General features: G+C 62.4%; 23 protein-coding genes. 2 read left to right on the forward strand and 21 right to left on the reverse strand.

The genetic code is table 11. From position 1 onward, the window contains the following. The first annotated feature begins 45 nt into the window (after positions 1-45). Positions 46-1293, forward strand: a complete 1248-nt coding sequence (locus tag M2416_RS12965; RefSeq protein ID WP_259224325.1) for a polysaccharide deacetylase family protein — start codon at positions 46-48, stop codon at positions 1291-1293. Positions 1294-2141: 848 nt separating this feature from the next. Here the strand turns inward: M2416_RS12965 and panD are convergent. The 9 genes from panD to thpR all read right to left on the reverse strand — a co-directional run bounded on the left by panD (position 2142) and on the right by thpR (position 9309). Beyond that, entirely contained in the window at positions 2142-2522 is a 381-nt protein-coding gene (gene panD, locus M2416_RS12970) for an aspartate 1-decarboxylase (protein ID WP_041144088.1), read from the reverse strand. A gap of 149 nt (positions 2523-2671) precedes the next feature. Continuing rightward, a complete protein-coding gene (panC, locus tag M2416_RS12975) occupies positions 2672-3526 on the reverse strand; it encodes a pantoate--beta-alanine ligase (protein WP_045859816.1) in 855 nt (284 codons plus the stop codon). 11 nt (positions 3527-3537) lie between these two features. Then, a complete protein-coding gene (gene panB, locus M2416_RS12980; protein ID WP_259224327.1) occupies positions 3538-4329 on the reverse strand; it encodes a 3-methyl-2-oxobutanoate hydroxymethyltransferase in 792 nt (263 codons plus the stop codon). 117 nt (positions 4330-4446) lie between these two features. Then, positions 4447-4926, reverse strand: a complete 480-nt coding sequence (folK, locus tag M2416_RS12985) for a 2-amino-4-hydroxy-6-hydroxymethyldihydropteridine diphosphokinase (protein WP_041144091.1) — start codon at positions 4924-4926, stop codon at positions 4447-4449. Then, positions 4923-6317: a polynucleotide adenylyltransferase PcnB gene (gene pcnB, locus M2416_RS12990; protein ID WP_071844888.1), complete on the reverse strand. Its 1395-nt coding sequence runs from the start codon at positions 6315-6317 to the stop codon at positions 4923-4925. Before pcnB ends, folK begins: the two co-directional genes overlap by 4 nt. A gap of 179 nt (positions 6318-6496) precedes the next feature. Further along, positions 6497-7378: a tRNA glutamyl-Q(34) synthetase GluQRS gene (gene gluQRS / locus M2416_RS12995; RefSeq protein WP_259224330.1), complete on the reverse strand. Its 882-nt coding sequence runs from the start codon at positions 7376-7378 to the stop codon at positions 6497-6499. 58 nt (positions 7379-7436) lie between these two features. Beyond that, positions 7437-7892, reverse strand: a complete 456-nt coding sequence (dksA, locus tag M2416_RS13000) for an RNA polymerase-binding protein DksA (protein ID WP_007373199.1) — start codon at positions 7890-7892, stop codon at positions 7437-7439. A gap of 152 nt (positions 7893-8044) precedes the next feature. Beyond that, on the reverse strand, positions 8045-8773 hold the full coding sequence (gene sfsA / locus M2416_RS13005) for a DNA/RNA nuclease SfsA (RefSeq protein WP_041144094.1): 729 nt from the start codon (positions 8771-8773) through the stop codon (positions 8045-8047). Further along, entirely contained in the window at positions 8773-9309 is a 537-nt protein-coding gene (gene thpR, locus M2416_RS13010; protein WP_045859802.1) for an RNA 2',3'-cyclic phosphodiesterase, read from the reverse strand. The genes sfsA and thpR overlap by 1 nt, the downstream gene beginning before the upstream one ends. Positions 9310-9436: 127 nt before the next feature. Here thpR and hrpB point away from each other — a divergent pair, with 127 nt between their 5' ends. Then, a complete protein-coding gene (gene hrpB, locus M2416_RS13015) occupies positions 9437-11881 on the forward strand; it encodes an ATP-dependent helicase HrpB (RefSeq protein WP_259224369.1) in 2445 nt (814 codons plus the stop codon). A 7-nt stretch (positions 11882-11888) separates the two neighbouring features. Here hrpB and M2416_RS13020 read toward each other — a convergent pair whose 3' ends face one another. From M2416_RS13020 to pulD, 12 genes are read right to left on the reverse strand one after another with little or no spacing between them, the layout of a single operon-like run. Further along, a complete protein-coding gene (locus M2416_RS13020) occupies positions 11889-12689 on the reverse strand; it encodes a prepilin peptidase (protein ID WP_259224370.1) in 801 nt (266 codons plus the stop codon). Continuing rightward, a complete protein-coding gene (locus tag M2416_RS13025; RefSeq protein WP_259224374.1) occupies positions 12686-13441 on the reverse strand; it encodes a type II secretion system protein N in 756 nt (251 codons plus the stop codon). The genes M2416_RS13020 and M2416_RS13025 overlap by 4 nt, the downstream gene beginning before the upstream one ends. Beyond that, positions 13431-13922, reverse strand: a complete 492-nt coding sequence (gspM, locus tag M2416_RS13030; RefSeq protein WP_259224377.1) for a type II secretion system protein M — start codon at positions 13920-13922, stop codon at positions 13431-13433. Before gspM ends, M2416_RS13025 begins: the two co-directional genes overlap by 11 nt. Then, entirely contained in the window at positions 13915-15111 is a 1197-nt protein-coding gene (gene gspL, locus M2416_RS13035) for a type II secretion system protein GspL (RefSeq protein ID WP_259224378.1), read from the reverse strand. The genes gspM and gspL overlap by 8 nt, the downstream gene beginning before the upstream one ends. After that, positions 15104-16084 carry a type II secretion system minor pseudopilin GspK gene (gene gspK / locus M2416_RS13040; RefSeq protein ID WP_076946359.1) on the reverse strand — a complete coding sequence of 327 codons (981 nt, stop codon included), beginning with the start codon at positions 16082-16084 and terminating at the stop codon, positions 15104-15106. The genes gspL and gspK overlap by 8 nt, the downstream gene beginning before the upstream one ends. Further along, positions 16081-16665 carry a type II secretion system minor pseudopilin GspJ gene (gene gspJ, locus M2416_RS13045; RefSeq protein ID WP_076946519.1) on the reverse strand — a complete coding sequence of 195 codons (585 nt, stop codon included), beginning with the start codon at positions 16663-16665 and terminating at the stop codon, positions 16081-16083. Before gspJ ends, gspK begins: the two co-directional genes overlap by 4 nt. Positions 16666-16676: 11 nt before the next feature. Further along, positions 16677-17042, reverse strand: coding sequence for a type II secretion system minor pseudopilin GspI (gene gspI / locus M2416_RS13050; RefSeq protein ID WP_259224393.1), 366 nt, complete (start codon positions 17040-17042; stop codon positions 16677-16679). Further along, positions 17039-17557: a type II secretion system minor pseudopilin GspH gene (gspH, locus tag M2416_RS13055; protein WP_076946357.1), complete on the reverse strand. Its 519-nt coding sequence runs from the start codon at positions 17555-17557 to the stop codon at positions 17039-17041. The genes gspI and gspH overlap by 4 nt, the downstream gene beginning before the upstream one ends. Continuing rightward, positions 17557-17979: a type II secretion system major pseudopilin GspG gene (gene gspG, locus M2416_RS13060; RefSeq protein ID WP_041144105.1), complete on the reverse strand. Its 423-nt coding sequence runs from the start codon at positions 17977-17979 to the stop codon at positions 17557-17559. Before gspG ends, gspH begins: the two co-directional genes overlap by 1 nt. Positions 17980-17999: 20 nt before the next feature. Further along, entirely contained in the window at positions 18000-19214 is a 1215-nt protein-coding gene (gspF, locus tag M2416_RS13065; protein ID WP_259224396.1) for a type II secretion system inner membrane protein GspF, read from the reverse strand. Then, a complete protein-coding gene (gene gspE / locus M2416_RS13070; RefSeq protein ID WP_259224397.1) occupies positions 19201-20709 on the reverse strand; it encodes a type II secretion system ATPase GspE in 1509 nt (502 codons plus the stop codon). The genes gspF and gspE overlap by 14 nt, the downstream gene beginning before the upstream one ends. Continuing rightward, positions 20706-22646, reverse strand: a complete 1941-nt coding sequence (gene pulD, locus M2416_RS13075) for a GspD family T2SS secretin variant PulD (RefSeq protein ID WP_041147521.1) — start codon at positions 22644-22646, stop codon at positions 20706-20708. Before pulD ends, gspE begins: the two co-directional genes overlap by 4 nt.

The raw sequence follows: 22646 nt of genomic DNA on the forward strand, positions 1-22646 counted from the left end.
GCTTTTGTTACAATGGCGGCAGTTTTTTCTAGCGGTTAGACGTCGATGTTTGCCCGAATCTTTGCTCTGCTCCTTCTGCTGACGTCGCTCAGCGCCACTGCCAGCCTGTTAAGCCAACAGGGCGTGCCTGCTCGCTATATGCAAACCACTGAAGACGCGGTTATCTGGGCGCAGATAGGCAATGAGGTGGTCAGCGTCGGCAATATCCGCGCCGGGCAAATTATTGCCGTCGTGCCGACCGCCGCCGACTATTATGAGTTCAGCTTCGGCTTTGGTACCGGTTTTATCGATAAAGGCCACCTGCAGCCGGTGCAGGGCAAGCAGCGGGTGGAGGACAGCCTCGGCGATTTGCATAAGCCGCTGAGCAATCAAAACCTGCTCACCTGGAAAGATACCCCGGTCTACGACGCCCCCTCCAGCGGCAGCGCGCCGTTCGGCACGCTGGCGGATAATTTACGCTATCCGATAATCAGCAAGCTGAAAGACCGGCTCAATCAGACCTGGTTTCAAATTCGCATCGGCAATCGCCTGGCGTGGGTCAGCAGCCTCGATGCCCAGCAGGATAACGGCATTCCAGTCCTCACCTATCACCATATCCTGCGTGATGAAGAGAACACCCGCTTTCGCCATACCTCGACCACCACCTCCGTTCGCGCCTTCAGCAACCAGATGACCTGGCTGCGCGACCAGGGTTACACCACCCTGAACATGTATCAGCTGGAAGGCTACGTGCGCAATAAGATCAACCTGCCAGCGCGCTCGGTAGCGATCACCTTTGATGACGGCCTGAAGTCGGTCAACCGCTACGCCTGGCCGATCCTCAGGCAGTATGGCTTTCACGCTACGGCGTTTATTATCTCCTCGCGCATTAAGCACCATCCGCAGAAATGGGCGCCTAAGTCGCTACAGTTTATGAGTATTTCTGAGCTGAAGCAGATTCAGGACGTCTTTGACGTGCAGTCGCATACCCACTTTCTGCATCGGGTTGATGCCTGGCATCGTCCGATTCTGCTGAGCCGCAGCTACCACAACATCCTGTTTGATTTTGAGCACTCGCGCCGCGCCTTGACGCAGTTTAATCCGCACGTGCTCTATCTCTCCTATCCGTTTGGCGGCTATAACGCCACGGCGGTGAAGGCCGCGAACGACGCCGGTTTTCATATGGCGGTGACCACGGTGAGAGGGAAGGTGATGCCGGGGGATAATCCGTTCTTATTGAAGCGCCTCTATATTCTGCGCACGGATTCGCTGGAGACGATGTCGCGGCTGATCAGCAACCAGCCGCAGGGATAGTCAGGCCCGCTTGAACATTTAGCTGCCTGCCCGAGGTGAATATTTTCAATCCAATACCAAACGCCGGTTTAATTATGGGCGAAACCGTTACAGCCTTATTCTTTCTGCCCCAGGTGATAAAGCAACGGGTGAGGATTGTATTACGCTAACCCGGTCGTCTGATTTCATGTTAATGTGGGCTGCGTTGGTTAATATGCCAGCAATATAATAATAGCGTCATTAACCGCTTTCGGTAGCGTACAGGTCTACTAATGAAGCCAATACAATACGTACTATTATGGTTTGGGGAAGTATTACTCTTTACCGTTACATTCGTCCTGCTCTACGTGCTGATACCCGAAGTGAAAATGTACAGACTGATTACGGACCTAACGGGGTTTATGTCCGATTTTACATGGGATAAATATTATTTTTTGGCCCTTTGCGTAGCTTCACTGCTCATCGTAGCAGGAGTGGTTTATATAACGGCCTTAATTAAAAAACGTTAATTTTAAACGCTGGCTATCCGGGGATACGTATGAGGCCGATACAATATGTACTACTATGGATTGGGGCTGCATTTCTCTATGCGGTAACGTTAGTGCTGCTATTAACATTTATGCCCGAAGTAGAGCTCTATGGTCTGATCAGAAAATTTACGGGCGTTATATCCGGTGATGTATGGGATAAATATTATTTCCTGTCTATTTGTCTCGCTTCACTATTGATTGTATCAATAGTGGTTTATATAACGGCTTTAATTAAAAAACGTTAATCCTCAACGCACCAGAGACTAATCAGTTAGCGGTTTTTTACGGGGCCTGCTGAACGGTGCTCCGCCTGCGCGGCGCACCGTCAGCGATCGGCTATCAGGCAACCTGAACCGGAATGGCTTTGGCCTGGCGCTTCATCTCGTTGTCGCCTTCAAAGTAGGCAACCTTTGGCCGCCAGCTGCGGGCTTCTTCATCGCTCATGGTGACGAAGCTGGCGATGATCAGAATATCGCCGACGCTGGCGCAGTGCGCCGCCGCGCCGTTAACGGAAATGATTCTGGAACCGCGCTCGGCGGCAATGGCGTAGGTGGAGAAGCGGTTACCGTTGGTCACGTTCCAGAGATGGATCGCCTCATTTTCGAGGATCCCGGACGCATCAAGGAAATCCTGGTCAATGGCGCAGGAGCCTTCATAGTGCAGATCGGCCTGGGTGACTTTTACGCGGTGGAGTTTGCCCTGCAGCATATTACGAATCATAGTGTCTACCTTTATTCCCGTCATACTTCAAGCGGCATACAGGCTGGCTGCACTCGAACTATTGCGGGTATCTACCTGACGAAAACGAAGCGGATGTCGCATCCGCTTGAGCAAATGCCGGGCAGTATTGCCCGGTTTTTAACCTTTGTCTACTGGCCGAGCTCGACGATTTTGTTGTCGATAAGACGCGCCTGGCCGAGCCATGCTGCCATCAGGATCACCGCCCGCTGGCTGGTCTCCGTGAGCTCCAGCAGCGTATCGGCATCGCGGATCTGAATATCGTCAGAGCGGAAGCCCTTTTCGTCCAGCTCCTGCCCGGCAAGGGTAATCATTTCATCCAGATTACGATCGCCGGCCGCCAGCTTTTCCGCCACGCTATTCAGCACTTTATACAAGCCTGGGGCGATTTTACGCTGGTCGGCGGTCAGGTAGCCGTTGCGCGAGCTGAGCGCCAGGCCATCTTTGGCGCGGATAATCGGTACGCCGATAATCTCGATATCGTAACCCATGTCGGCAACCATCTTGCGGATCAGCGCCAGCTGCTGGAAGTCCTTCTCGCCAAAGCAGGCGACGTCCGGCTGCACCAGGTTGAACAGCTTGCTGACGATGGTGGAGACGCCGCGGAAGTGGCCCGGACGGCTGGCTCCTTCAAGCATGGTCGACAGGCCGGGAACGTCGACGTAGGTCTGGCCTTCGGTACCGTGCGGATAGATCTCCGCCGGAGCCGGTGCGAATACGAAGTCCACTTTGCGTTTGTTCAGCTTCTCGCAATCGTCCTGCAGCGTGCGCGGGTAGCGCGTCAAATCGTCAGGGCGGTCGAACTGCATCGGGTTAACGAAAATGCTGACCACCACGACGTCAGCGCTGGCTTTCGCTTCATCAACCAGCTTCATATGGCCGTCATGCAGGTTGCCCATGGTGGGAACCAGCGCAATGCGCTTGCCTTCCTGACGTAAACGGCGGATATGCTGACGCAGCAGCGGCAGGGATTCAATAATCAGCACAACAAGACTCCTTAATGGAAACTGTGTTCTTCGCCCGGATAGACGCCGGACTCCACTTCGGCAATATACTGCCGTACCGCCGCGCGCATGTCGCCTGCTGCGGTGAGGAAATTTTTAGCGAATTTAGGAATATGGCCGCCGGTGATGCCGAAGGCGTCGTGCATCACGAGGATTTGCCCGTCGGTGACGTTGCCGGCGCCAATGCCGATCACCGGGATGGTCAGCGCCTCGGTCACGCGCTGGGCCAGCGCCACCGGCACGCACTCCAGCACCAGCAGCTGCGCGCCTGCGGCTTCGAGCGCCAGCGCGTCGTCAAGCAGCGTTTGCGCCGCGTCGCCGCGTCCCTGGACCTTATAGCCGCCAAAAACGTTAACCGACTGCGGCGTCAGGCCAAGATGGCCGCAAACCGGCACCGCCCGTTGTGCCAGCATTTTTACGGTCTCGGCAAGCCACGCGCCGCCTTCAATCTTGACCATGTTCGCGCCCGCGCGCATCACCACGGCGGCGCTGGCGAAGGTCTGTTCCGGCGTGGCGTAGGCCATAAACGGCAGGTCGGCGAGCAGCAGGCAGGACGGAGCGCCGCGGCGTACCGCCTGAGTGTGATAGGCAATGTCTTCAACCGTCACCGGCAGCGTGGAGTCGTGGCCCTGTACCGTCATGCCCAGCGAGTCGCCAACCAGCATCACGTTAATGCCCTCATCGGCAAACAGCTTTGCGAAGCTATAGTCGTAGGCGGTGATGGTGGCGAAGCGCTTCTTCTCCTGTTTGCATTTCTGCAGCAGGGCGATAGTGGTCGGTTTCATAACGTTTCCTGATGATGAAAGTCATATTAACCGGCATTCTAACAGCAGCACTGGAGGGGGCAACGGTTTTAGGCAACCGATAACCACGATCGCCGGAATTGCTAAAAGCAGCGGGGACTACCAGAGAGCGGGTTTGTCGGCAGCGAGCTGGGTCAGTACGCTGCGTAACGCGACGCCGTCAGGAAAATGGAGTTCGGGGGCAATCTCAAACAGCGGCCACAGCATAAAGCCGCGGTTTTTCATATCGTAATGCGGCACCGTCAGGCGCTCGCTGTCGATGACCTGCTCGCCAAATAGCATGATATCGAGATCGAGCGTGCGCGGACCCCAGCGTTCGGCCTTGCGTTCGCGGCCCTGCTGCAGCTCGATGCGCTGGGTATTATCCAGCAGCGCTTCTGCGGTAAGCCCGGTCTCCAGCGCGACGGCGGCGTTAAGGTAGTCAGGCTGATCCTGCGGCCCCAGCGGCGGCGTGCGGTAGAAAGAGGAGACGGCGACGATCCGGCTGTTGGGGATCTCCGCCAGCGCGGCAACGGCAGCATTAACCTGCTCCAGAGGAGCGGCCAGATTGCTGCCGAGGGCGATAAAGGCGAGCGTCATGCGCCGCCCGGGCGCGGGGCGCGTTTGCGTGGACGACGATGACGGCGGCGCGGCGCCGGCTCTTCATCGAGCTCGTTAAGCATATCTTTTTGATCCGGCGGCGGAGCAACCTGGAACTCGCCCCACCATTTGGTCAGGCGCAGCAGCTCACCATTTTTTTCAGCACCGGCGCGCAGCTCAAGCAGATCGTACGCGGCGCGGAATTTCGGATGCTCCATCAGCTTCCACGCGCGTTTGCCCTGGCGGCGGGACATCCGCAGCTGCAGCTGCCAGATATCGCGAACCAGCGTAGTGATGCGCTTTGGAATCGCCAGCGTACGGCAGGCTTCGTCCAGCACGTCGTTCATCGCCAGCAGGAAGGCGTCGTTGTACGCCAGACCGCTCTCCTGGGTAATTTTCTGCGCCATTTCCAGCAGCGGATACCAGAACATCACCGCAAACAGGAACGCCGGGTTAACGCGCATATCGTTATGAATGCGGTTATCGGTGTTCTTCAGTACCTGGGTGATGATGTGCTCCATCGGGCTATCGCCGCGCTCGGTAAAGTAGCGGGTGATGGTCGGGAACAGCGGCTGGAACAGATTGTATTCGCGCAGCAGCATATAGGTATCAAAACCGTAGCCCGCCTGCAGCAGCTTGAGCACTTCTTCAAACAGACGCGCCGGAGGCACGTCGTGCAGCAGCGCCGCCAGGCGTGGGATCGGCTCGGCGCTTTCCGCGCTGATGCTCATATTAAGCTTGGCGGCAAAGCGCACCGCGCGCAGCATGCGTACCGGATCTTCGCGGTAGCGGGTTTCCGGATCGCCAATCAGGCGGATAACGCCATCCTGCATATCCTTCATGCCGCCAACGTAATCGCGGACGGTAAAGTCGGCAACGCTGTAGTAAAGGCTGTTAATGGTGAAGTCGCGGCGCTGGGCATCTTCTTCGATGGAGCCGAAGATGTTGTCGCGCAGCAGCATACCGTTCTGGCCGAGCTGCGAGGTGACGCGATCGGTGGTATGCCCTTCGTGGTGACCGCGGAAGGTGGCGACTTCGATAATCTCCGGCCCGAACATGACGTGAGCCAGGCGGAAACGGCGGCCGACCAGGCGGCAGTTGCGGAACAGTTTACGTACCTGATCCGGGGTCGCGCTGGTGGTGACGTCGAAATCTTTCGGCTTCTTGCCAAGCAGGAGGTCGCGTACGCCACCGCCGACGAGATAGGCTTCGTAGCCCGCCTTGTTCAGTCGATAGAGCACCTTGAGGGCATTATCACTGATATCTTTGCGGGAAATTGCATGCTGTTCGCGCGGGATAACCGTCATATGCGTTTGTTCGACGGCGGCTTCTGCCTCGCGCTCCTCACGGCTTAGCACCTTACGGCAAAAATTAGCGACTCGGGTAAAAATGTTGCACCTCGTAGTGTCAGACTGACTTCAGGACCAAAAAGCTACTCTATGGACTTCAGATTGCAGCGCGGCGACAGGCTTGTGGGCTCCCGGTGGCATAGAAAACTATGTAACCTGGGCGGACAAATGCGGCTATCGCAGCGGCAACGTGTAAGGCGACGAGTAAAAATTGCGGCTAATCATAGCTCAGCGGGAGCCATTTGAGAATGCTGGATTTTTTCGGGTTTCCAGTTCACTACCGCCTGCTTGAGTAAATCATCGATACTCAACGCGCGCCATTCCTGCTCAACGTCCTGATTAAGAAACATTAGCGCCCGTATAATTTCCGGGCGCGGATCGCCTTCCGGCAGCGCCGGGGCGTGATTTTGTTTGGAGAGTTTATTCCCCTCGGCGTTCAGCGCCAGCGGCAGATGCAGGTAATCCGGCGCCTGCCAGCCAAAGTGCTGGTAGAGCGAAATCTGCCGCACCGTAGGCTCAATAAGATCGGCGCCGCGGACTATCTCACTCACGCCCTGGAAACGATCGTCCACCACCACCGCAAGATTATAGGCGAACAGGCCGTCGCGGCGGTGGATAATAAAATCTTCGCGCGCCAAAGGCTCGTCGGCAACCAGGGTTCCGCGCAGCTGGTCATAAAACTCAAGCACCGGTCGCGTCTGGCGTATGCGCAGCGCGGCGTCCTGTGCCGGCAGCCGCAGGTCGCGACAGTGGCCGTCATAGATGCCGCCGACGGCGTGAATACGCGCGCGGGTGCAGGTGCAGTAATAGCACAGCCCCTGCTCATGCAGCCAGGCAAGGTGCTCCCGGTAGGCTTCGTGGCGCTGCGACTGCCACAGCACGTCGCCATCCCAGTGCAGCCCGTAACGCTCGAGCTGGCGCAGAATGGTATCGGCGGCGCCGGGAACTTCCCGCGGCGGGTCGATATCCTCAATGCGTACGTGCCAGATGCCGTTTTTTGCCCGCGCCTGGAGATAGCTGCTGAGTGCGGCAATCAGGGAGCCGAAATGGAGTTCGCCGGAGGGTGAGGGGGCAAAGCGGCCTGTATAGCGTGAGTCATTCATGGTCTATAGAGCATGTAGGCGGGAGAAACTCCCGCCGGAGATACGATAGCGAAGTGGATCAGCCTGCCATCTGTTTTTCGCGAATTTCCGCCAGAGTTTTGCAATCGATGCACAGATCTGCGGTCGGACGCGCTTCCAGACGGCGAATGCCGATCTCAACGCCACAGGATTCACAAAAGCCGAAATCTTCGTCTTCGACTTTCTTCAGTGTTTTCTCGATCTTTTTGATGAGTTTACGTTCGCGATCGCGGTTACGCAGCTCCAGGCTGAACTCTTCTTCCTGAGCGGCACGGTCTACCGGGTCCGGGAAGTTAGCAGCTTCATCCTGCATGTGTGTTACGGTGCGATCCACTTCATCCCTGAGTTGATTACGCCATGCTTCAAGAATACGCTTGAAGTGCGCTAGCTGGGCTTCGTTCATATACTCTTCGCCCGGCTTCTCTTGGTACGGCTCCACCCCAGCGATGGCGAGAATACTCAGGGACGATGTTTTACGGTTTTGCCCTTCTTGCATGTTGCTTCTCCTTAACACGCACTATCGATCCCCATGGTGGGGGAAAAATCAGGCCGCTATAAATAGCAGATGCTTTTCCGGATAGCAATTATCTAAACGTTACACTTGACAACCCTGTGAAGAAAAGCGTATTTGCGCTCGCGACCCGGACACTATTTAGCCGTTTGTTTACCGGGAGTTAACACCACGGTAATCGGCTTATTCAGAGTCATCATCTCGGTAGAAAGTTCCGCTTTATAGGCGAGAATTTCAACCCCCTTGGTTTGCGCTTCAATCAATAGCTGTGCGTATCTGGCATCAATGTGGTGAGCGGGAGAGAAACGGTCGATCGCCGAATGCAGCACGGCGAACAAAATTACGGCCCGATCGCCGGCTGCCGCCACGCCCATCAGCTCCCGCAGGTGCTTCTGGCCGCGCTCGGTGACCGCATCGGGGAAATAACCGCTCTCTTTCTCCGCTAACGTAACCGATTTCACTTCAATATAGCAGTTTTGTCGTTCTTCTGCCTGTAACATAATATCGATGCGGCTGTTCTCTCCGCCATATTTCACTTCACTTTTCAGCGTGTTATAGCCAGAAAGCTCGCTAATATTCCCCGCCAGTATCGCCTCTTTTGCCAGCGTATTGGCACGTAAAGTATTCACGCAAATCGTCGCGCCCTGCTGGGTTTCGGTTAATTCCCAGGTATGGGCATACTTGCGCTTCAGGTTATCGGAGGTGGAATACCAGACGGTATCGCCGGGCGTCGCGCAGCCGGTCATCGCCCCGGTGTTCGGGCAGTGCAGGGTCAGCTCGCGTCCGTCGGGGGTCACCACGTCGGCCAGAAATCGTTTGTAACGTTTAATCAGAACGGCGGACCGTAGCGGTGGGGTGAACAGCATCAGCTCTCCTCGTTGAAGGGGTAACGTTCCAGCGCGGTATAGCGGGTACGTCCGCGGGCAAAGCTGGATTCATAAAGTACAAATTCGCGCACCGCAAACGTCCAGCTGAAGCCGGGCGGCGGGATGGGTACCGCGCTGCGGGCATCGCGCAGCAGGGTGATATGCGGATGGAACGGCTGCGGGCTTTGATAGCAGCCGCTGCGGGCCGCCTGCGCGCGCAGCATACCGGCCAGCTGCAGCACGCCGCGCGGCGGCTGGCGCGTACCGAGCCACACCACCCGCGAACGCAGCCACTGTCCGGCATCGTCGAGGGTCAGCGTAAAGCCGGGCTGGCGAATGCGTCCCGCCTGTGCCGCCAGCGCGCGCTGCTTATCCGCGCTGACCTCGCCAAGAAACGCCAGCGTCAGGTGCAGATTAGCTTTTGCTACCGGCCTGCCGGCGTCATCCGGGAAGCTCAGGGCGCGCCAGTCGACGATCCGCTGCTGCACCTCTTCAGGCAGTTCAAGGGCGAAAAACAGCCTTTTCGGCTCGGACATGATAAATACCCGGTAATCATTTCAGTGCGATGAATTTCAACCTGCAGCGGATCTGCAACGCGAAAGACGACAAGTCAGGCGTGATGCTACAATGCCTGCCCTTGAATGTTAAGCCCTGGAGCCTTTCGTGTCCTCATTGCCGGTTGCCGCCGTCCTCCCCGAACTTCTCTGTGCTCTGCAGCAGGCGCCGCAGGTGCTGCTCAATGCGCCAACCGGTGCCGGTAAATCGACCTGGCTGCCGCTGCAAATCCTCGCGGCGGGCCAGATCGACGGGCGCATTATTCTGCTGGAACCGCGCCGGCTGGCGGCACGCAACGTCGCGCAGCGGCTGGCCGAACTGCTGGGCGAGAAGCCGGGCGATACCGTGGGCTACCGGATGCGTGCGGACACCTGCGTCGGACCAAATACCCGAATCGAAGTGGTCACCGAGGGGATCCTGACGCGCACGCTCCAGCACGATCCCGAGCTGACGGGCGTGGGTCTGGTGATCCTCGATGAGTTCCACGAGCGCAGCCTGCAGGCGGATCTGGCCCTCGCCCTGCTGCTCGACGTGCAGCAGGGCCTGCGCGACGATCTCAAGCTGCTGATTATGTCGGCGACGCTGGATAACGATCGCCTGCAGCGGATGCTGCCGCAGGCGCCGGTGGTTACCTCCGCCGGCCGGGCCTTCCCGGTGGAGAAACGCTATCAGGCGCTCGCCGCGCACCAGCGCTTTGATGAGGCGGTGGCGATAGCCGCCGCCGAGCTGCTGCGCCAGGAGAGCGGGTCGATGCTGCTGTTTCTCCCCGGCGTCGGCGAAATTCAGCGGGTGCAGGAGCAGCTGTCCGGGCGGGTGGCTGACGATGTGGCTATCTGTCCTCTGTACGGGGCGCTGCCGCTGAGCGAGCAGCGAAAGGCGATTCTGCCGGCGGCGCAGGGGATGCGCAAGGTGGTGCTGGCGACCAATATTGCCGAAACCAGCCTGACCATTGAGGGGATTCGGCTGGTGGTGGATAGCGCCCAGGAGCGGGTTGCCCGCTTTGACGCTCGCACCGGCTTAACCCGCCTGATAACCCAGCGCATCAGCCAGGCCTCCATGACCCAACGCGCCGGCCGCGCCGGGCGTCTTGAGCCCGGAATTTGCCTGCACCTGATCGCGAAAGAGCAGGCGGAGCGCGCGGCGGCGCAGAGCGACCCCGAGATCCTGCAAAGCGATCTGTCATCGCTGCTGCTGGAGCTGCTGCAGTGGGGATGCCAGGACCCCGCCGAACTCCGCTGGCTGGATCTGCCGCCGGAGATCAATCTGGCAGCGGCCCGGCGTCTGCTGACGGCGCTCTCCGCGCTGGAGGGCGGCAGGCTCTCGGCGCGCGGGCGGAAGATGGCCGCGCTGGGCAACGATCCGCGCCTTGCGGCGATGCTGATTGCGGCGGACTCTCCCGATGCGGCGGCAACGGCGGCTAAGCTGGCGGCGATCCTCGAAGAGCCGCCGCGCGGCGCGAATAGCGATCTTGGTTCGGCGTTTGCCCGCCAGCAGCCCGGCTGGCAGCAGCGGGCGCAGCAGCTGCTGAAGCGCCTCGGCGGCCGCGCGGGCCATCCCGACGCCCAGCGCGTGCCGGCGCTGCTGGCACCGGCCTTTGCCGACCGGATCGCCCGCCGACGCGGCCAGGAGGGGCGCTACCAGCTGGCCAACGGCATGGGGGCGATGCTTAACGCCGATGACGCGCTTGGACGCCATGAGTGGCTGATTGCGCCTCTGCTGCTGCAGGGGAGCTCGTCGCCGGATGCGCGCATTTTACTTGCGCAGCCGCTGGATATTACCGCGCTGCTGGAGCAGCTGCCGGATCTGGCGCAGCGCTCCGATACCGTGGAGTGGGATGAGGCCCAGGGAACGCTGAAGGCCTGGCGCCGCACCTGTATCGGCCAACTGGTCATCAAAACTCAGCCGCTGGCAAAGCCGTCGGAAGAGGAGCTGCACCGGGCGATGCTCAACGGCATTCGCGAGAAGGGCCTCAGCGTGCTGAGCTGGACGGCGGAGGCGGAGCAGCTCCGTCTGCGCCTGCACTGCGCGGCGCAGTGGCTGCCGGAGGAGGCGTGGCCAGCGGTGGATGAGGCCTCGCTGCTGGCAACGCTGGAGGCGTGGCTGCTTCCGCAAATGAGCGGGGTGCACTCGCTGCGCGCGCTCAGGGCGCTGGATATTCGCCAGGCGCTGCAAAACTGGCTGCCGTGGCCGCTGCGCCAGAAGCTCGATAGCGAGCTGCCAACCCACTACGTCGTGCCGACCGGCAGCCGGATCGCCATTCGCTACCACGAGGAAAACCCGCCGGCGCTGGCGGTGCGTATGCAGGAGATGTTTGGCGAAGCGACGACCCCGACTATTGCCCAAGGCCGGATGGCGCTGGTGCTGGAGCTGCTGTCGCCCGCCCAGCGCCCGCTGCAGATCACCCGCGATCTCAGCGCCTTCTGGCAGGGGGCCTATCGGGAAGTGCAAAAAGAGATGAAGGGACGCTACCCCAAACACGTCTGGCCGGACGATCCGGCCAACGCCGCGGCGACCCGGCGCACCAAAAAGTATGCGTCGCCGGGGTCGAACTGAGCCCGGGCTATGCCGCCTGGGCCCACAGGAACAGGCCGCCGCCGGCCAGCGCCAGCCAGGGACCGAAGGCCAGCGGCCGATCCAGCGGCTGGTGGGTCAGCCGCCGCAGCACCAGGGTGCAGATAAGCCCGCTGGCCGAGGCCAGCAGCAGCGTATGCGGCAGCGCCTGCCAGCCAGACCACGCGCCGAGCGCCGCCAGCAGCTTAAAATCACCGTACCCCAGCGCCTCCCTGCCGGTTAGCAGCCGAAATACCCAGTACACCGCCCAGAGCAACAGGTAGCCTGCCATCGCGCCGATAACCGCCTCCGTCAGCGGCACGAAGGTGGCGTTGAGATTAAACAGCAGCCCGGCCCACAGCAGCGGCAGCGTCAGGCAATCGGGGAGCAGCTGCGTCCTGGCGTCGATGAGCGCCAGCACCAGCAGGGTGGAGAGCAGCCCCAGCCCGCCCAGCAGCGCGAAACCCGGAGTCAGCAGATACCCGGCGAGCACAAACAGCAGCCCGCAGAAGAGCTCGGTCAGCGGATAGCGGCGTGAAATCGGCCGCGCGCAGCAGCGGGAGCGCCCCTTCAGCAGCAGGAAGCTGAACAGCGGGACGTTATCCCGCCATGCAACGGGCTGCCGGCACTGCGGGCAGAACGACGGCGGAAAGCTCAGGCTAAGCCGCTCCTGGCCCTCCTCGGCCATTAACATCAGCGGCAGCCGGTAGATAACGACGTTAAAAAAGCTGCCGAAGCACAGACCGAAAATAAACAAAAAACCGCCCCATATCAGGGGGAACTGCAGTGAAAATGCGGCAAGTAGCGTCATGGTTTCTCCGGTAGTGACCATTTTCCCTGCAGCTGCCAGGGCGTGCGTCCATGTTCATCCTGGCGGCCGCTCTGGGCGATAAGCGCCGCGAGCAGCGCCGGCGTGGACTGCCGGCTCTGTAGCGTTCCGCGAAAGGCGTAGCCGCCGTCAGGCGCGAGGGTGCCCTGTCCGCTCAGGCTCAGCTGATGCGAGTCCTGGCTGATGTTCAGCGCCAGCGCCCCCGCGGGCGTGCAGCTGAATTTGCCGCTGACGCTGGCCAGCGTCAGGGACCCGGCGGGGGAGCTCAGCGTCGCATCCTGCCAGCGCGCGCGGCCGTCGGATATCTGCTGGCAGCCGGCGGGGCTAAAGCGCGCCTCGGCGATCTCCAGCGTAATCAGGCCCTCGGCGTCAACCGACCCGGCCTGCGTCAGCCCGCGACCCGCCACGCCGGCGGGGACGATAAGGCGGCCATCGCGCAGCGTCAGCGCGCTCAGCCCCTGCAGCCAGGCCTGGCCGCGCAGCCCGCTGGGATCGCTGAACGAAATCTGCCAGCCCGGAAGCGCGCCGGAGAAAGTCAGCCGCCAGCGCAGGTGGGCGAGGCCGGCTCCGCGCCAGACAATATCTCTGGCCTCGCCCTGCCAGACGGTGCCGGCAAGCTCGCCGACGCCGATCCCGGCCGGCAGCGCGGCGGTCAGCAGCCTGGCGGGGGCGGTGAGCAGCATCCACAGCAGCCAGGCGCTGAGCAGCACTCCAACGGCGGATTTACTTCTCATGCCGACGCTCGAGGATCAGCGTATTCACCGTCACCCAGCCGGGACGCTGGGGGTGTGCGGTGACGGCCAGGGAGGCGGCGTGAATGCCCTGCCGGCCCAGGGCGTCGAGCCATGACATCAGGGCCTGAAAGGTGCAGGCCTCGAGGGTGACGTTGACCCGCATCCCCTGCGGCTGCAGCCGGACGATCGCCAGCGCCTGGCGGGCCGCCTCGCGCATGATGACCGCCGAGGGCTCTTCGGCGGTGGGCGCAGGGCCCGGCCGCTGGCGGCTTAGCTGCTGCAGGAGCGGAGCCTGCTGCTGCATCCAGCGCAGGCTGGCCTGCTCTTTGGCGAGGGTTTGCCGCCACTGCTGCTCGCGGTCGAGCCACGGCTGCCAGAAGGCGTAGTACGCGATACCGACGAACAGCGCGAGGGCCATCGCCACCAGCAGGCGCTGCTCCCGCTGCGAGCGCTGCTGCCATAAAATACGCAGGCTATGCATCGTTTTCCTCCAGGGAGAGACGCCCCTCAATGCCGTCCGCTCGCGGCTTCATTTCGCCGGTTCGTACGCGAAAATGGGGCTGCGCCCGCAGCCTGAACTGCTCCAGCGCCCGGGGCGATACCGCCGACACGTCGAGCTGCAGGGCGTTGCGCGCGCCGTCGTAGGCCAGCGCCCGCAGGCGGATCCCCGGGGTCTCGGAGACGATCTTTTGCACCAGGCTGATGGTGACGACCGACGGCGGATGCGCCGCCGTCTGCGCAAGCTGGCGCAGATGCTGCTGCATCTGCAGACGGGGGTTAATCACCCGGGTCTCCGTTTTAAACCACTGATGATAAAACGCCCGGCTGGCCTGCTGAGCCGCTGCCGCCCGCTGGCTCAGCGCCAGATGGTCGAGCACGCCGTTGACTCCCCACAGCAGCACCAGCGCGGCGGCGGCGGCCATCGCCGGACGCCAGCGCAGTCCGGCGGGCTGCCAGCGGCGCTTCGGCGCAAACTCTCCCTGACGTAGGCAGATGCGCTGCGCCGCCGGATTCGCCGCCGCCAACTGGAGTAAATCCTGCGCCGCCAGCGCGCGCCACGGTGCCGGGATCGCCGGGGGCGGCGAGTAGCTGTCGATCGGCGGCTGCGCCTCGCCGGGGGAGAGCAGCTCGGCCAGCCAGCCGGCTTCTGCCGCCATCCCGCCCCAGGCCTGATGGCGAATCAGCCACTGTTCGCCGACCTGCAGCGCGCTCCAGCGGCCCGGAGTGAAGGGGAGAGCCAGCGCATCCGGCGTCAGGGCGAGGATCTCGAGCCCCAGCTCGTCGCAGCGGGCAAGCCACTCGCGCATTTTTTGCCGCTGCAGGGCGGCGACGTGGCAGAGATTTTTCTGCCGGTGGAGCAGCGCAAAATGAACCTCCTCGACGTCGGTTGCCAGCTGCTCCTCGAGCAGGAAGGGTAGAACCTGCTGCGGGCGCTGGCGCAGGCCGGCGGGCAGCGTCACGCTGTGAAAAGCGCAGTCGCTGGCCGGAACCAATACCCAGGCGGGATAGCGCGCCGCCAGCTCGCGCAGCATCGGGTCATCGTCACTGGCGGACCATTCGCCGGCGCTCTCCGGCTGTCCGGGCGAGATCAGGCGCCAGGCGATCGGCCGTTCAGGGGCGCCGAGGCGCAAAATGAGCGCCGCGCGCGGCGGCGTTTTATCGTTATTCATCGGCCACTCTGTAAAGTCCATAACGTCGCTGGATAACGCGGAAGCTGCGCCCTTCGCGCTGCAGGAGGCTGCGCTGCTGATAGCGCGCGCTGCCCATGACCACGGTGAACGAGGCGACGAAGCGTTCACTGTGGACCGTCAGCCAGGGGCGTACGGCGGTGGTGTCGGTGTCCTGCAGCGCCTGCTGGGCTAAAAACGCGGCGACGCTGTTCCAGCCGCTTGCCGGACGGGCGCTCAGCAGCTGGCGCGCCTGCTGAATGCTCAGATCGGCGGGAAACAGCGCCGCCAGCAGGGCGGCCTGCGCCGGCTTCAGGGTGTTGATATTGATCTGCAGGGCGTCGTTCGGGTGGGCGCAGACGTAGGGCAGCAGGCGCTGGTACAGCGCCGCGTCCATCCCGGCGAGCAGGCGCAGCTCGCTGAGGTCCCGGATATTCTGGTTGCCGGTCAGGTAGCCCGGCGACTGCGCCATATAGACCTCGTCTTCCGCGCCGTTGAGCAGCGGCTGGCTATCCGCATCGATCCAGTCGCGCAGGGCGGCGGTGAGCTGCAGGGCGCGCAGCGGCTCCGCGCCGAGCTTCTCCAGCAGGCGGGTAAAGGCGCGCGCCGCGGCGGGGATCGCTTCGCTTTCATCGGCGGTGGCGCGGTTGACGGCATTCAGATTGAAGCAGGCCAGATCGTCGGTAATCGTGGCATAAATCTCGCCGCCATCGACGGTGAAACGGCGTCCCTGCTGGGCCCAGTTTTGTGCCAGATGGGTCTGGTTCGGCGAATCAAGCGCGTCGCGCTGCAGCAGCGCGGCAACCATCGTCTCCGCGCCCAGCGCGTACCATTTGGCCTGCAGGTTATCGAGGGTGGTGGCCGTCTGCTGGTACATCCGCGCCGTTCTTTCGGTGATGGCGCTCGCCAGCACCATCATCAGCGCGAGGATCAGCAGCACCATCAGCAGCGCGACGCCGCGCTGGCGGCCGTTCATGGCTGCTCTCCGGGGGCAACTAAAAACAGGCGCGTGACGTCGCCGTAGCCCTTCAGCGTTAAGGTGACCTCAAGCGCCTGCGGCAGCTTTTGCGCGGACTCCCAGCGATCCTGCCAGCCGCCGTTGGCGTAAAAGCGCAGGCGGAACGCCTCGACGTCGCGCTGCAGGACCCAGGTCGTCGGCCGGCTGCCGGTGAGCGGGTCCTGCTGGTCATAGCTCAGGCGCTCCAGCCGCTGCTGGCGCAGGCGGTAGCTGACGTTCTGGATCTCTGAGCGCGGCAACATGCCCATCGGGTTTGGCCAGCCGCTGCGGCTAAAGGCTATCGCCCAGTCGTCGCTGCTCAGCTGGAAGCGCCCGGCGGAGAAGGGAGCGTCGTCGTTGCGGCCGCGGCGGGGGACTATCTGGTTGAAGTCTGCGGCCATCTGGCTAAAGGTCTGCTGCAGCGTGCGGATCTGCTGCGCTTTCTCTTTGGTGAGCGTATCCGCGCGAATGACGTTTTGCAGCACGCTGACCGCCGCCACGCTCAGCGCGGCGAGGATCGCCAGCGCCAGCAGCATTTCAACGAGGGTAAAGCCGCGCATGGTGCCGTTGTTCATGGCCGGGTCACCCAGGTGCGCAGCGAGGAGACCGGCGCCTTGTCGCTTTTATCATGGCGGACCTCGACGTCCAGCGCCCGCAGCTGCGGGAGTTCGGTTTCGACGCCCTGCCAGCGGATGTGCCAGCTGCCGCCTGCCGCCTGGATCGTCGTTTCCGAGGGGCTCAGCGCCGGCCAGCGGTTTTCCAGCCGCAGCTGGATCAACTGATTGTCGGCAAGCCATCCGGCGAGGGTTTTCTCCTCCATGCGCCCGAGATGGTTCGTTTGCTGCAGCGTGGCCTGCATCACGGACAGCCCGGCGAGAGCGAAGACCACCAGCGCGACCATGACTTCGATAAGCGTCATTCCGGACTGCGATTTCATGGGCTCTCCTCCCGCTGCGCGGGCTGCACGCTACCGCGGGCGTCAACCTCCAGCGCCAGATCGCGGCCGATATGCAGCTGAAAGGGGGTTACTTCCCCGCCGGGGAACAGCAGAACGTCGGGCAGTTCGCCCGGCGTCCAGGCGGCGCCATCGGGGAAGCTCAGCGCCAGCGGTTCCGGGGCGGCGCTGCCCGAGGTGGCGACGCGCGCGATCTGCAGCGGCTGCCAGCGGGAGCTCTCCTCGCCGCCGTCCGCTTCGCCAGCCTGGCCGCTCTCGTCTGGGGTCAGCAGCCGCATAAACTGCCAGCGGTCGGGGTGAATCGAGATACCGTAGAACTGGCCGGTCTGCAGCCCGCGGTCGCGGACAAAGCTCAGCTGTGCCTGGAAGCGCTCGAGGAGCTGCGCCGGGTCGTTCTCGCGCGATGGCGGAAACGCCAGCATCACCATGCCCGCGCTAATGCCCATCAGCAGCAAAATGAGCATCATCTCCAGTAACGTGAAGCCGCGCTGCTGCACTATTTTTTCCCGATATTCCAGTTGCCGAGATCGTCGTTGGTATCCGGCATGCCGTCCGGCCCAACGCTAAACACGTCGACCTGGCCGTGCTGGCCGGGGCTGAGCAGCTGATAGTCGTTGCCCCACGGATCCTGCGGCAGGCGGCGGATATAGCCGCCTTCCGGATAGTTACGCGCCTGCGGCTCGGCGGCAGGACGGCTGACCAGCGCCGCGAGCCCCTGCTCGGTGTTGGGGTAGCGGCTGTTATCCAGCTTGTACATATCCAGCGCGCCCTCCAGCGCCACCAGATCGCTGACCACTTTTTGCCGGTCCGCTTTTTCTTTATTGCCCATCAGGTTAGGGACCACCAGGCTGGCAAGAATGCCGAGAATGACAATCACCACCATAATTTCCAGTAAGGTGAATCCACGCTGTCGTTGCATTTTTTTCTCCATTATTACAATCACATACTCATAAGGGTGTTGAGCTGCAGGATCGGCTGCAGAATGGCCAGCACGATAAACAGCACCATGCCGGCCATCGCCACCACCAGCAGCGGCTCAAACAGGCTGAGCGCCATCTGAATTTGCGCGCTCAGCTCGCGGTCCTGGTTATCGGCGGCGCGCTCGAGCATGCCGTTGAGCTCGCCGCTCTGTTCGCCGCTGGCAACCATGTAGCGCATCATCGGCGGAAAGAGGGCGGTGGCTTCGAGGGCGCGGTGCAGGCTGATCCCTTCGCGCACCGACTCGGCGGCGGTTTCCAGCTGGCGGCGCGCCCAGGTGTTGCTTAACACCTCCGCGCTGATGCGCATCGACGGCAGCAGCGGGACGGCGCTGGCGTTCAGAATGCTGAGGGTGCGGGCGTAGCGGGCGCTGTTGATGCTGCGGGCCACCCGGCCAATCAGCGGCAGGCGCAGCAGCTGTCTATGCCAGATGAGCCGCCGCGCGGGCTGGCGCAGGGCGTAATGCAGCAGCAGCCCGCTCGCCAGCAGCGCCAGCAGTAGCCAGGGTCCGGCGCTGCGGACGATATCGCTCATGGTCATCAGCAGGCGGGTGGAGAACGGCAGGGCCTGCTTGAGATGAACAAACTGATCGACGACCTTTGGCACCACCGTGGAGAGCAGGATAGCGATCACGCTGATGGCGACCAGCGTCAGCACGATGGGGTAGATCATGGCCTGCAGCAGGCGGGCGCGAAGCTGCTGGCGCTGTTCGGTATAGTCCGCCAGCCGGTTAAGCACGCCGGCAAGGTGCCCGGAGGTTTCGCCCGCGGCGACCATCGCGCAGTAGAGCCGGTCGAAGCAGGCCGGATAGCCGCGCATGGCCTCCGCCAGGGTATGACCCTCCAGCACCTTGCCGCGCACGCCGGCCATCAGGGTTTTCAGGTGCGCTTTTTCACACTGCTGGGCCACCGCGTCCAGCGCTTTTTCCAGCGGGATCGCGGCCGCCACCAGCGTCGCCAGCTGGCGGGTGAGAAGGGCGAGGTCGCCGGCGCCGGTACGCCGCGTCAGCAGCGAATGCCCGCCGCCGCGCGCGCGGCCTTCTGCGGCGTCGATCTCAACGGGCAGCCAGCCCTTTTCCCGCAGCAGCTGGCGGGCGTGGCGGGCGGAGTCCGCCTGCTGTACGCCGCGCTGCGTCCTGCCGCGCTCGTCCAGCGCCCGGTAGCTAAAAATGGCCATCCTGGTCCCCCTGTGCCGCATGCTGCTCGGTCACCCTGACCACCTCTTCCCAGCTGGTTATTCCGCTCAGTACCTTCTCCAGCCCGGCGCGGCGGAGGGTGATATAGTCCGCCCCCAGCCGCTGGCCCAGCGTTAATTCGTTTTCTCCGCGGTGGATTGCCATCCGCACCCGATCGTCAACCCGCAGCAGCTCGTGGATCCCGGTACGCCCGCGATAGCCGGTGAAGCCGCACTCCCCGCAGCCCTCGGCGTGCCACATGGCGGTACCGGCCGGGACGCCCATCCGTGTCGCCGTTTCCTCATCCGCCTGCCCCGGACGACGGCAGTGCGGGCAGAGCCGGCGCACCAGACGCTGCGACAGCACCGCCAGCAGCGAGGTTGACAGCAGAAAAGGCTCCACGCCCATATCCTGCAGGCGCGAAATTGCCCCCAGCGCGCTGTTGGTATGCAGCGTGGAGAGCACCAGGTGGCCGGTGAGGGAGGCCTGCACGGCAATCTGCGCCGTCTCGCCGTCGCGGATCTCGCCCACCAGCACCACGTCAGGGTCCTGGCGCAAAATGGCGCGCAGCCCGCGGGCAAAGGTCATCTCTACCCTGGGGTTGACCTGGGTCTGGCCGATCCCTTCCAGCTCGTATTCGACGGGGTCTTCGATGGTCATAATATTGCGCTCGCGAGCGTCCAGCCGGCTGAGGGCGGCGTACAGGGTGGTGCTTTTGCCGGACCCGGTGGGACCGGTGACCAGAATGATGCCGTGCGGGCGGGCCATCAGCTCATCGATCTGCTGCAGGAGCGCGGGCGGCATCCCGAGGGTCAGCAGGTCGAGGTTGACGCTGTTTTTATCCAGCAGGCGCAGCACCACGCGCTCGCCGTGGCCGGAGGGCAGCGTCGAGACGCGCACGTCAACGGCGCGCCCGCCGATGCGCAGCGCCATGCGGCCATCCTGCGGAATACGCTTTTCCGCGATATCAAGGTTGGCCATCACCTTAATGCGCGAAATCAGCAGGGCCGCAAGCCGACGCTGCGGGCGGAGGATCTCCCGCAGCACGCCATCGACGCGAAAACGGATCTGCAGGTGGCGCTCGTAGGTTTCGATATGAATATCCGAGGCCTGCTCTTTGATAGCCTCCGTCAGCATGGCGTTGATCAGGCGGATAATCGGCGCATCGTCTTCGCTATCCAGCAGATCGTCGGTGTCGGGCAGCTCGTCGGCGAGGGTGTATAAATCCAGCTCGTTGCCGATATCGGCCATCATGCGCCGGGCTTCCGCCGAATCGCGCTGGTAGCTGAGCACCAGCAGCTTCTCGAACTCGTCGGCGGCCAGCCGCTGGACCTCGATCGGCCGGTCCGCTACCCGGCGCGCCTCAAGCAGCGCCGCCGTTGGCGTCTCGGCGAGGCAGCGGACGGCACAGGTCGCGCCGTCGCTCAGCAGGATAATGCCGTGGGCGCGGGCGTAGACGAAAGGCAGCAGCGGGCGGCTCTCCGCCAGCGGCGTCACGGCTGGCCTCCCAGGTTGAAGGCGTCGATGGCGGCGCCGATCCGGCGAAACGCGGCGGTATCCTGCTGGGGGTAGATATGCAGCAGGTCATCGTTCAGCGACGCTTCCGTGCCGTCTTTGCCGCGCTGTTTGGTTTGCGCATCGTTAAAGGCGTTGTACTGGCCGGAAGAGGCCTGCCGGTAGCCGTCGCGGTCGCGAATGATGGTCGGACGGATAAACAGCATCAGGTTGCGTTTGGAGACCTTTTTGCTGGTGGAGCGGAACAGGGCGCCTATCACCGGGATATCGCCGAGCAGCGGCACCTTATCGGCGGAGTCGGTGACGCTTTTGTCCAGCAGCCCGCCCACGACGACGGTTTCGCCGCTGCCGACCAGCACCGCGTTGTTAACCGTGCGGGTATTGAAGGTGGCACCTAAATCCGAGCTGGTGCTGGAGGCGGAGTCGGCGACGCTGGAGACCTCCTGCTCAATTTCCAGCAGCACCGAGTCCCCTTCGTTAATCTGCGGCTTGACCTTCAGCTTAATGCCGACGGTTTTGCGTTCGACGGTATTGAAGATGTTATCGCCGGAGGTGGTCTGTGAGCCGCTGAGTACCGGCACCTCCTGGCCGACGTTAAAGGTCGCCTCCATGTTGTCGAGGGTGACGATGCTGGGGGTGGCGAGAATATCGTTTTTGCTGCTGCTGGAGAGGGCGGTAAGCAGCATCGCCCAGTTCCCCTGATAGAACCCGGCGGCGATGCCGTTAAAGGAGCTCAGGGCGCTGGCGAGCGAGCTGGTGACCGTGCCGTCTTTGTTGTACTGGTTGGCGCCGGCAATGGCCGTTGAGATCGGCAGCCCGCTGTTGTTGAACTGGGTCATGCCGGCATTTTTATTGGCCCACTGCACGCCAAGATTGAGGCCGTCGGCGTCCTGAACCTCGGCGATAATTGCTTCAACCAGCACCTGCGGGCGGCGAATGTCCAGCTGCGCGATGACCCGCTCGAGGTCGTTCATGACGTCCGGGGCGGCGGTGACGATCAGCGCGTTGGTCTGGCCGTGGGCTTTGATAATGATGTTTTTATCCAGCGCCGCCACCGGCTTCGCGCTCTGTTTCTCGCTCTGCATGCTGCTGCTGATGCCGGTTAGCACCTCCACCAGGTCGGCGGCTTTGGCATACTTGAGATAGATAACCTTGGTGTTTCCCTGTACCGCCTGCTGGCGGTCGAGCTGGCGGATCATGGTGATGATGCGCTGGCGTGAGTTTGGTTCGCCGCTCACCAGCACCGAGTTGGTCCGCTCGTCCGCGACCACGTTCGCCACCATCGAGCCGGGGAGCGCGGATTTACTGGTGTCCTTGTTCAGCTCATTCACCAGCTTAACCACGTCGGCGGCGGAGGCCCAGGAGAGCGGGACCGTCACCACGCTGCGATCGCCGGCGTTATCAACCCGCTCGACGATGGTCAGCAGGCGCTTAATCACCGCCGCGCGCCCGGTCATCAGCAGCACGTTGGACGGCTCGTAGTGCACCACGCTGCCGGCCCCGGCGTTGTCGTTGAGCTGGCGCAGCAGCGGCGCGAGATCGCGGGCGGCGACGTTGGTGAGCGGCACCACGCGGGTCACCACCTCATCGCCCACGCCCGGGGAGGCGTCGCTGGCGACCGGCACCGCCGCGGTTTTGGCATCTTTTGAACGCACCACCTTCAGCACGCCGTTATTCATATTGATAACCGCAAAGCCGTAGACGTCCAGCACGCTGAGGAAGAACTGATAATATTGTTCTTCATTGAGCATATCGTAGCTGCGAACGGTAATTGTGCCGCGCACGCTGGGGTCGATAATGACCGTCTTATTGAGGTTTTTGCTGACGGTATTAATAAACTCCTGAATATCCGTGCCCTTGAAGCTGGCGGAGAATTCTTCCGCAGCGGCGGGTTTGAATAACAGCGCGCTGAATATCAT

Source organism: Klebsiella sp. BIGb0132 (assembly GCF_024810075.1).
Taxonomy (GTDB): domain Bacteria; phylum Pseudomonadota; class Gammaproteobacteria; order Enterobacterales; family Enterobacteriaceae; genus Klebsiella; species Klebsiella terrigena.